Source organism: Streptomyces coeruleofuscus (assembly GCF_039532725.1).
GTDB lineage: Bacteria > Actinomycetota > Actinomycetes > Streptomycetales > Streptomycetaceae > Streptomyces > Streptomyces coeruleofuscus.
Map to the genome: position 1 here is coordinate 297,584 of NZ_BAAASE010000010.1, position 9,969 is coordinate 307,552.

The 9,969-nt window shown below is 70.5% G+C and carries 7 protein-coding genes; 6 read left to right on the forward strand and 1 reads right to left on the reverse strand.

The genetic code is table 11. The features are described from left to right. The first annotated feature begins 1 nt into the window (after position 1). From ABFX81_RS33635 to ABFX81_RS33660, 6 genes are all read left to right on the forward strand, one after another. Positions 2-979 carry a glycine betaine ABC transporter substrate-binding protein gene (locus ABFX81_RS33635; RefSeq protein ID WP_086855709.1) on the forward strand — a complete coding sequence of 326 codons (978 nt, stop codon included), beginning with the start codon at positions 2-4 and terminating at the stop codon, positions 977-979. 280 nt (positions 980-1,259) lie between these two features. After that, complete coding sequence (locus tag ABFX81_RS33640; protein WP_346139126.1) at positions 1,260-3,698, forward strand: GcvT family protein; 2,439 nt, start codon at positions 1,260-1,262, stop codon at positions 3,696-3,698. Between the two features lie 37 nt (positions 3,699-3,735). Next, positions 3,736-4,596 carry a bifunctional methylenetetrahydrofolate dehydrogenase/methenyltetrahydrofolate cyclohydrolase gene (locus ABFX81_RS33645; protein WP_086854934.1) on the forward strand — a complete coding sequence of 287 codons (861 nt, stop codon included), beginning with the start codon at positions 3,736-3,738 and terminating at the stop codon, positions 4,594-4,596. Positions 4,597-4,630: 34 nt separating this feature from the next. Continuing rightward, on the forward strand, positions 4,631-5,863 hold the full coding sequence (locus ABFX81_RS33650; protein ID WP_086854933.1) for a sarcosine oxidase subunit beta family protein: 1,233 nt from the start codon (positions 4,631-4,633) through the stop codon (positions 5,861-5,863). Between the two features lie 28 nt (positions 5,864-5,891). Further along, positions 5,892-9,176, forward strand: coding sequence for a sarcosine oxidase subunit alpha family protein (locus tag ABFX81_RS33655; protein ID WP_086854932.1), 3,285 nt, complete (start codon positions 5,892-5,894; stop codon positions 9,174-9,176). Next, positions 9,169-9,771: a sarcosine oxidase subunit gamma family protein gene (locus ABFX81_RS33660; RefSeq protein WP_086854931.1), complete on the forward strand. Its 603-nt coding sequence runs from the start codon at positions 9,169-9,171 to the stop codon at positions 9,769-9,771. The genes ABFX81_RS33655 and ABFX81_RS33660 overlap by 8 nt, the downstream gene beginning before the upstream one ends. A gap of 81 nt (positions 9,772-9,852) precedes the next feature. Here the strand turns inward: ABFX81_RS33660 and ABFX81_RS33665 are convergent. Beyond that, a partial coding sequence (locus ABFX81_RS33665; protein ID WP_346139133.1) for an L-serine ammonia-lyase, iron-sulfur-dependent, subunit alpha occupies positions 9,853-9,969 on the reverse strand: 117 nt, incomplete at its 5' end.

The window sequence follows — 9,969 nt, forward strand, 5'->3', positions numbered from 1 at the left end:
GATGGCAGGGCAAGCTAGACAGTGGAGAATGGGCGCGGCCGGCATAGCGGTCCTCGGCCTCAGCCTCACCGCCTGCGGCGGTGCGAAGGTCGGTGACAGCTCCTCGGACGCCGGTGGCTCGGGCAGCTCCGCGAAGTGCGGCACCTTCAACCTCGCGGTCAACCCATGGGTGGGCTACGAGGCGAACGCGGCGGTCCTCGCGTACGTCGCGGAACAGGACCTCGGCTGCAAGGTCAACCAGAAGGATCTGAAGGAAGAGATCGCCTGGCAGGGTTTCGGGACCGGTGAGGTCGACGCCGTCGTCGAGAACTGGGGCCACGACGACCTGAAGAAGAAGTACATCACCGACCAGAAGACCGCCGTCGACGCCGGCCCGACCGGCAACGAAGGCCTCATCGGCTGGTACGTGCCGCCGTGGCTGGCCAAGGCGCACCCGGACATCACCGACTGGAAGAACCTCAACAAGTACGCCGACAAGTTCAGGACGTCCGAGTCGGGCGGCAAGGGCCAGCTCCTCGACGGTGACCCGTCGTTCGTGACCAATGACGCGGCGCTGGTGAAGAACCTGAAGCTGGACTTCAAGGTGGTGTACGCGGGCAGCGAGACCGCGCTCATCCAGGCTTTCCGCAAGGCGGAGAAGGACAAGTCATGGGTGATCGGCTACTTCTACGAGCCGCAGTGGTTCATGTCCGAGGTCCCGCTGAAGAAGGTCAAGCTGCCGGAGTACAAGACCGGTTGTGACGCCGACACCGAGAAGGTCGCCTGCGACTACCCCGTGTACAAGCTGGACAAGATCGTCAGCGCGAAGTTCGCCAAGTCGGGGAGCCCGGCCTATGACCTGGTGAAGAACTTCACCTGGACGAACGAGGACCAGAACACCGTGGCCAAGTACATCGCGGTGGACAAGATGACCCCCGAGGCGGCGGCGAAGAAGTGGGTCGAGGCCAACCGCGACAAGGTGGAGGCCTGGATCAAGTAGTACCGGAAACCGGAAACGCAAGCCGGAGACCGAAACCGGAAGCGGAAGCCGGAAGCTGGTCGGAGGTGCCCGGTGGGCGGAGTGCGCAGGTGCGCTCCGCCCACCGGGCACTGCTGTGTTCCGGCCTTCTTTTCCACCCGTGCTCCGGCCTGTTCCCCGACGTCACGGCCCCTCTTGACACCCACCTGTCGGCCAGGCACATTGAGTTGCGCAACCTGAAGCATGTTGCGTAGGCAGCAACTGACTCGGCTCGACTGGTTATCAAACCGGAGGTGCGGCGATGGCGGGACCCCGAGTGGTCATCATCGGAGCGGGGGTCGTCGGCGCGGCACTCGCGGACGAGATCTCCGCGCGCGGCTGGACCGACGTGACCGTGGTCGACCAGGGTCCGCTCCCCGCCACCGGCGGCTCGTCGTCCCACGCCCCGGGCCTGGTCTTCCAGACGAACGCCTCCAAGACCATGACCGAGCTGGCCCGCTACACCGTCGAGAAGTTCTGCTCGCTCGACGTCGACGGCGAGCCCTGCTTCCTCCAGGTCGGCGGGTTGGAGGTGGCGACCACCCCGGAGCGCCTGGCGGAACTGCACCGCCGCCACGGCTGGATCACCGCCTGGGGCATCGAGTCCCGCATCCTGACCCCCGACGAGTGCGTGGAGCGGCACCCGCTGGTCGACCGAGACAAGGTGCTCGGCGGCCTCCTCGTCCCGACCGACGGCCTCGCCAAGGCCGTCCTCGCCGTCGAGGCGCAGATCCGCCGGGCCACCGAGCGTGGCGTGCGCTTCCTGGCCCGCCACGAGGTCCTCGACGTGACCCGGGCCGACGGCGAGGTGACCGGCGTCCTGACCGACCAGGGCGAGATCCCGGCCGACATCGTGGTGTGCTGCGCCGGCATCTGGGGCCCGAGGATCGCCCGCATGGCCGGCATGAACCTCCCCCTCACCCCGCTCGCCCACCAACTCGCCTGGACCGGCCCCGTCCCCGCCCTCGCCGGCCAGACCGAGGAGGCGGTCCGCCCGATCCTGCGGCACCAGGACGCCGACCTCTACTACCGCGACCGCTTCGACGGCATCGGCATCGGCTACTACGGCCACCGACCGATGCCGGTCTCGGCCGACGACATCCTGTCCGTGGACGAGGCCGACGAGATGCCGTCGGTTCTGGAGTTCACCGAGGACGACTTCGAGCCCGCCTGGACCGAGACGCAGTCCCTGCTCCCCGCGACCAGGGAAGCCAAGGTGGAGGAGGGCATCAACGGCCTGTTCTCCTTCACCACCGACGGCAACCCGCTGCTCGGCCAGTCCCCGGACGTCAAGGGCTTCTGGGTGGCCGAGGCCGTGTGGGTCACCCACTCCGCCGGCGTGGGGCGTGCGATGGCCGAGTGGCTGGTCGACGGCTACTGCTCGTCCTTCGACCTGCACGAGTGCGACGTCAACCGCTTTGAGCCGCACCAGCTCTCCCCGGAGTACGTCCTGGCCCGCGACTGCCAGAACTTCGTCGAGGTCTACGACATCCTGCACCCCCTCCAGCCGTCGGGGGACCCGCGCCCGATCCGCACGAGCCCGTTCCACGCCCGCCAGCAGGAGCTGGGCGCCTTCTTCCTGGAGGCGAACGGCTGGGAGCGCCCGCAGTGGTACGAGGCCAACGCGGGGCTGGTCGAAGGACGTTCCATCCCCACCCCCAATGACTGGGCGGCGCGGTACTGGTCGCCCATCGTCGGCGCCGAGGCTCAGGTCACCCGCGAGACCGTCGCCATGTACGACATGACGGCCCTCAAGCGGCTAGAGGTCAGCGGTCCGGGTGCCGGGGCCTTCCTGGAGCGGCTGTGCACCGGCAAGGTCGCCAAGTCCGTCGGCTCGGTGACGTACACCCTGCTCCTCGACCACGACGGCGGCCTCCGCAGCGACATCACCGTCGCCCGCCTGGCACGCGACGTCTTCCAGGTCGGTGCCAACGGCAACCTGGATCTCGACTGGTTCACCCGCCACCTGCCGGCCGACGGCACGGTCCAGGTCCGCGACATCACACCCGGCACCTGCTGCATCGGCCTGTGGGGGCCCCTGGCCCGCACGGTCCTGCAACCGCTGACGGACGAGGACTTCTCCAACGACGGCCTCAAGTACTTCCGCGCCAAGCGCGCCCACATCGGCTCCGTCCCCGTCACCGCGATGCGCCTGAGCTACGTCGGCGAGCTCGGCTGGGAGCTGTACACCACCGCCGACCTGGGCCGGAAGCTGTGGGACACCCTGTGGCGGGCGGCGCAGCCGCTCGGCGGCGTCATCGCGGGCCGCGGCGCCTTCAACAGCCTTCGCCTGGAGAAGGGCTACCGCTCCTTCGGCACCGACATGACCTACGAGCACGACCCCTACGAGGCCGGCGTCGGCTTCGCCGTGAAGCTCGACAAGGACGACTTCATCGGCAAGGCCGCGCTGGAGCGCCGCAAGGCCGACGTACGGCGGAAGCTGACCTGCCTCACGATCGACGACCCGCGGTCGGTCGTCCTGGGCAAGGAACCGGTCTACGACGGCGACCGCGCGGTCGGCTACGTCACCAGCGCCGCCTACGGCTACACGATCGGCAAGGGCATCGCCTACGCCTGGCTCCCCACGGAGCTGGCCACCCCCGGCACGACCGTGCACATCGGCTACTTCGACCAGCGCGTCGAGGCGGTCGTCGCCGAAGAGCCCCTGTTCGACCCCGCCATGTCCCGCCTCCGTGGCTGACACGCGGCGTCGGCTCCACGGGAAAGGAGCACCGTCGGTGAACGCACAGTTGCTCGACGGCAAGGCGACCGCCGCCGAGGTCCGCCGCGAACTGGCCGAGCGCGTGGCCAAGCTGGCCGCTACCGCCGACCGCACGCCGGGACTGGGTACCGTTCTGGTCGGTGACGACCCCGGCAGCCGTGCCTACGTCGCCGGCAAGCACCGCGACTGTGCCCAGGTCGGCATCGCGTCCATCCGCCGGGACCTGCCCGCCGACGCCTCCCAGCGGCAGGTCGAGGAGACGATCGACGAGCTCAACGCCGACCCGGCCTGCACCGGCTACATCGTCCAGCTCCCGCTCCCGCGCCATCTGGACGCGAACGCCGTGCTGGAACGCATGGACCCGGCCAAGGACGCCGACGGCCTGCACCCCGTCAACCTCGGTCGGCTCGTCCTGGGCGTCGAGGCGCCGCTGCCCTGCACTCCGCACGGCATCGTCGAACTTCTGCGCCGGTACGAGGTGCCGCTCGCGGGAGCGCGGGTGTGCGTGATAGGCCGCGGCATCACGGTCGGGCGTCCCATCGGCCTGCTGCTCACCCGCAGGTCCGTGAACGCCACGGTCACCCTGTGCCACACCGGCACCAAGGGCCTGGCCTGGCACGTGCGCGAGGCGGACATCGTCGTGGCGGCCGCCGGCTCGCCCGGGCTGGTCACCCCGGACATGCTGCGCCCCGGCGCGGTGGTCCTGGACGTCGGGATCACCCGAACCGATCAGGGGCTGGTCGGCGATGTCCACCCGGACGCCGCTCAGGTCGCCGGACGGCTCGCGCCGATGCCCGGGGGAGTGGGCCCCATGACGCGGGCGATGTTGCTGGCCAATGTCGTCGAGGCAGCCGAGAGGAACGCGAACACTCCATGAACACGCTGAGCATCCCCCTGTCCGGAGGCGTTCGATGAGCCCCCGCACCCCCGGCGCAGAACTCCCGGAGCACCCCGACTGGTTGTGGCGCAACCCGGAGCCGAAGCGGTCCTACGACGTCGTCATCGTGGGCGGCGGCGGCCACGGTCTGGCCACCGCCCACTACCTGGCGAGGAACCACGGCATCACGAACGTCGCGGTCCTGGAGAAGGGCTGGCTCGCGGGCGGCAACATGGCCCGCAACACCACCATCATCCGCTCCAACTACCTGTGGGACGAGAGCGCCGGCATCTACGAGCACGCGCTCAAGCTGTGGGAGGGGCTGGCGGAGGAGCTCGACTACCCGATCCTCTTCTCCCAGCGTGGTGTGCTGAACCTCGCGCACAGCCTCCAGGACGTCCGCGACAGCGTGCGCCGCGTGGAGGCGAACCGCCTCAACGGCGTGGACGCCGAGTGGCTCGACGCGGACGGCGTCAAGGAAGTCTGCCCGATCGTCAACACCTCCCCGGACGTGCGCTACCCGGTCCTGGGCGCCACCTACCAGCCGCGCGCCGGCATCGCCAAGCACGACCATGTCGCCTGGGGCCTGGCCCGCTCGGCGGACGCCGCGGGCATCGACATCATCCAGAACTGCGAGGTCACCGGCCTGGACGTGGTAGGCAACCGGGTGGTCGGAGTCCGGACGAACCTCGGCCCGATCGCGGCGGGCAAGGTGGCGCTGTGCTCGGCGGGCCACACCTCGGTCCTCGCCGCGATGGCGGGCATCGAACTGCCGCTCCAGAGCCACCCGTTGCAGGCGCTGGTGTCGGAGCTGCTGGAGCCGGTGCACCCGACGGTCGTGATGTCCAACGCGGTTCACGTGTACGTCAGCCAGGCGCACAAGGGCGAGCTGGTGATGGGTGCGGGCATCGACGCCTACAACTCGTACACCCAGCGGGGCGCCTTCCACATCATCGAGGAGCAGATGTCGGCGGCCCTGGAGCTGTTCCCGGTCTTCGCCCGCGCCCATGTGCTGCGCACCTGGGGCGGCATCGTCGACGTCAGCCCCGACGCCTCGCCGATCGTCGGCCTCACCCCGGTGGACGACCTCTACCTCAACTGCGGCTGGGGCACGGGCGGTTTCAAGGCCACGCCGGGCGTGGGCTGGGTCTACGCCCACACCATCGCCCACGACAGCCCTCACCCGCTCAACGCCCCCTTCTCGCTCGACCGTTTCACCACCGGCGCGCTCGTCGACGAGCACGGCGCGGCCGCGGTGGCCCACTAGGATCACCGGACTCTTTGGGAGCCGAACCATGCTGCTCATCCCATGCCCGTGGTGCGGGCCCCGCGACGAGGCCGAGTTCCACTACGGCGGCCAGGCCCATGTGCCCTACCCCGAGGACCCGTCGGCGCTGAGCGACGAGGAGTGGGCCCGGTACCTGTTCTTCCGCGACAACCCGAGGGGCCCGTTCGCCGAGCGGTGGAGCCACGCGGCGGGGTGCCGACGGTGGTTCAACGCGGTGCGGGACACGTCGACGAACGAGATTCTGGCGGTGTACCGGGCGGGGGAGGAACGCCCGGGAACGGCTGAACCGCGTGCGGGCACTCTCGGTCCGCGTCCGATCACCGTCCAGTCGGGTCCGGCACTACCAGCCCGTCCGGCGTTTGAGGACGAGGCCCTTTCAGGGCCGACGGGGGCCCAGGGGGCGCAGCCCCCTGGCGGGGTCGAAGGGGCGGACCCCCTTCAGGACGGGACGGGCAGGGGCGGCGGGGGCGAAACAACCCAGCCTTTCCGCCACCCCACCCGTGGCCGAATCCACCGCGACACCCCGATCACCTTCACTTTCGACGGCACCGAATACCGGGGCTACAAGGGCGACACCCTCGCCTCCGCCCTCCTCGCCAACGGCGTCGTCCACACCGGCACCAGCATCAAGCTCGGCCGCCCACGCGGCATCTTCTCGGCCGGCGTGGAGGAACCCAACGCCGTCATCCAGATCGAGGCCCCGTTCCGGGAGCCCATGCTCCCGGCCACTACGGTCGAGCTCTACGACGGCCTCGTCGCGGCCGGCCTCCCCGGCCAGGGCCGCCTCGCCACCGAACCGGACCCGGCCCGCTACGACGCCGTACACGCCCACTGCGACCTGCTGATCGTCGGCGCCGGCCCGGCCGGCCTCGCCGCAGCGGCCGCGGCAGCGAGAAGCGGCGCCCGGGTCATCGTCGCCGACGACCAGCCGGAACTCGGCGGCAGCCTCCTCGGCACGGCCGAACTCCCCGGCTGGGTCGAACAGACCGCAGCCCGGCTCGACGCCGCCCCCGAGGTTCGCGTCCTCCGCCGCACCACCGTCTTCGGGTACTACGACGACAACCACCTTCTCGCCGTCGAACGCCGCACCAACCACCTCGGAGCCCAAGCACCCGAGAACGTCTCCCGGGAACGCGTCTGGCGCATCCGCGCCCGTCGCGTCGTCCTCGCCACCGGCGCCCACGAACGTTCCCTGGCCTTCGCGGACAACGACCGCCCCGGAGTGATGCTGGCGGCCTCCGCCCGCACCTACGTCAACCGTTACGGTGTCCTGCCCGGCCGCCACGCGGTGGTCTTCACCACGAACGACAGCGCCTATCCGACGGCGTTGGACCTCACCGCGGCAGGCGTGTCCGTCCAGGCCGTCGTCGACACGCGCCCCGAGCCGGGGGAATGGGCCGGGCGTGCGCGCGCGGCCGGCATCGAGGTGCTGACCGGTCATGCCGTCACCGGCACGGAGGGCGACGCGCGGATCACGGCCGTGACCGTCGCCCCGTACGGGGAGTCCGCCGGGCAGCGGGAGTTCGCCGCCGACCTGCTGCTGGTCTCCGGTGGCTGGAATCCGGTGGCACATCTGTTCAGCCAGGCGGGCGGCAAGCTGCGCCACGACGAGGAACTCGGCACCTTCGTCCCCCACGCCTGCCGTCAGGCCGTCGAGGTGGCGGGCAGCGCGAGCGGTGTCTTCGACCTGGCCGGCGTCCTCGCGCAGGGCGCGGCCGCCGGTGCCCGTGCGATCGAGGCCGAGGGCTACACCCCCGAGACGCCCGGCCTGCCGCAAGCGGCCGCACAGCCGTACACGCCCGCCATGCACGTCTTCACCGTCCCCGGCAGCGAAGCGGGCCCCCGGTTCGTCGACCTCCAACGCGACGTCACGGTCGACGACCTGGCCCGCGCGACCGGCGCCGGCATGCGCTCGGTCGAGCACACCAAGCGCTACACCACGGCCGGCACCGCCAACGACCAGGGCAAGACCTCCGGCGTCCTGGCCGGCGGGGTCGTCGCCGAACTGCTCGGCGTGGGCATCTCGATGCTCGGCACGACCACGTTCCGTCCTCCCTACACCCCCGTCTCCTTCGCCGCTCTCGCGGGCCGCGACCGAGGCGCCCTGCACGACCCGATCCGGGTGACGGCCCTGCACCGGTGGCACGTCGAGCACGGCGCCCTGTTCGAGAACGTCGGCCAGTGGAAGCGCCCCTGGTACTACCCGCGCGACGGTGAGGACATGGAGGCCGCCGTGCTGCGCGAGTGCGCGGCCGCCCGTGAGGGCGTTGCCTTCATGGACGCCTCCACGCTCGGCAAGATCGACGTCCAGGGCCCGGACGCCGGAATCTTCCTCGATCTGCTCTACACCAACATGATCAGCACCCTGAAGGTCGGCATGATCCGCTACGGCGTCATGTGCCGCCCGGACGGCATGGTCTTCGACGACGGCACCGTCATCCGCCTCGCCCCCGACCGCTTCCTGGTCACCACCACGACCGGCAACGCGGCGGCCGTACTGGACTGGATGGAGGAGTGGCTCCAGACCGAGTGGCCCGAGCTGAAGGTCCACTGCACGTCCGTGACCGAACAGTGGGCCACCGTCGCCCTGGTCGGCCCGAAGTCCCGCGAGGTCCTCGGCTCGCTCGCGCCCCGACTCGCCGTCGCCAACGACGACTTCCCGTTCATGGCCTGGCGCGAGACGGCCGTCGCGGGCATCGAGGCCAGAGTGTGCCGGATCAGCTTCTCCGGCGAACTGGCCTACGAGATCAACGTGTCACCGTGGCACGCCCTCGCCCTGTGGCAGGCCCTGTCCGAGGCCGGTTCCCCGTACGGCATCACCCCGTACGGCACCGAGACCATGCACGTCCTGCGCGCCGAGAAGGGCTATCCGATCATCGGCCAGGACACCGACGGCACCGTCACCCCGCACGATCTCGGCATGAACTGGGTGGTGTCGAAGAAGAAGCCGGACTTCATCGGCAAGCGGTCCTTCGCGCGTGCGGACACCGCCCGCCCCGACCGCAAGCACCTGGTCGGCCTGCTCCCCGAGGACCCGGGCACCTTCCTGCCGGAGGGCACTCAGCTCGTCGCCGACAGTGTGCTGCCGGCGCCGCCCGTCCCGATGCTCGGCCACGTCACCTCCAGTTACCGCAGCGCGGCCCTCGGCCGGACGTTCGCGCTCGCCATGATCAAGGGCGGCCGGGAACGCATCGGCGAACGGCTGTACGCCCCCGTCGGCGACCGGCTGGTTCCGGTGACCGTCGCAAGCCCCGTCCTCTACGATCCCGAGGGAGCCCGTCGCGATGGCTGACACCGCCCTTGCCGCCCCGTCCCGCAGCCCCCTGTCGCACGCCACCGACCGTCTGGCCGCCGCCACCCGCGCCTCCCGGGGCGCGATCCGGCTGGCCGAACTCCCTTTCCTGACCCAGGTGAACGTGCGCCTGGACGCCAAGGGAGCGGCGGCGGACGCCGTAGGACTGGCACTGGGCCTGCAACTGCCCCTCGAACCCGACACCGTCGTGCGCGCGGGGGAGTCGACCGCGCTGTGGCTCGGTCCCGACGAGTGGCTGCTGGTCGGGCCGCCGGGGCGCGAGGGGGACTGGGAGAGCCGTATCCGGGAGGCCGCGGGAGACGAGCCGGTCTCGGTCACCGACGTCTCCGCCCAGCGCACCACGCTCCTCGTGACGGGTTCGCGCGCACGCGACCTGCTGGCCCACGGGTGCCCGCTGGACCTGCATCCACGGGTCTTCGAGGCCGGGCGCTGCGCCCAGACGACACTGGGACGCACCCAGGTCGTCCTGGTCTCCCGGGACGAACCCAAGGCGGGATTCTGGGTACTGGTCCGCTCGTCCTTCGCCGGCTACCTGGCGGACTGGCTGCTCGACGCGGCGACGGAATACGTCTGACGGACTGACCTGGCTGTGTGAGCCGCTCAGCGGCTCACACAGCCACGGCCCTGAGTTGCCCGGCCCGCGGCCGGGCCTCGCTCAGCACTCGATGATGTTGACGGCGAGTCCGCCCCGTGCGGTTTCCTTGTACTTGACCGACATGTCGGCGCCGGTGTCCTTCATGGTCTTGATGACCTTGTCCAGGGACACCTTGTG

What these genes read in the sequence shown, in the direction of transcription:
- ABFX81_RS33635 (WP_086855709.1), top strand. Translation starts at nt 2, where the DNA reads ATGGCAGGGCAAGCTAGACAGTGGAGAATGGGCGCGGCCGGCATAGCG.
- ABFX81_RS33655 (WP_086854932.1), top strand. Translation starts at nt 5,892, where the DNA reads ATGCTGCTCATCCCATGCCCGTGGTGCGGGCCCCGCGACGAGGCCGAG.
- ABFX81_RS33650 (WP_086854933.1), top strand. Translation starts at nt 4,631, where the DNA reads ATGAGCCCCCGCACCCCCGGCGCAGAACTCCCGGAGCACCCCGACTGG.
- ABFX81_RS33660 (WP_086854931.1), top strand. Translation starts at nt 9,169, where the DNA reads ATGGCTGACACCGCCCTTGCCGCCCCGTCCCGCAGCCCCCTGTCGCAC.
- ABFX81_RS33640 (WP_346139126.1), top strand. Translation starts at nt 1,260, where the DNA reads ATGGCGGGACCCCGAGTGGTCATCATCGGAGCGGGGGTCGTCGGCGCG.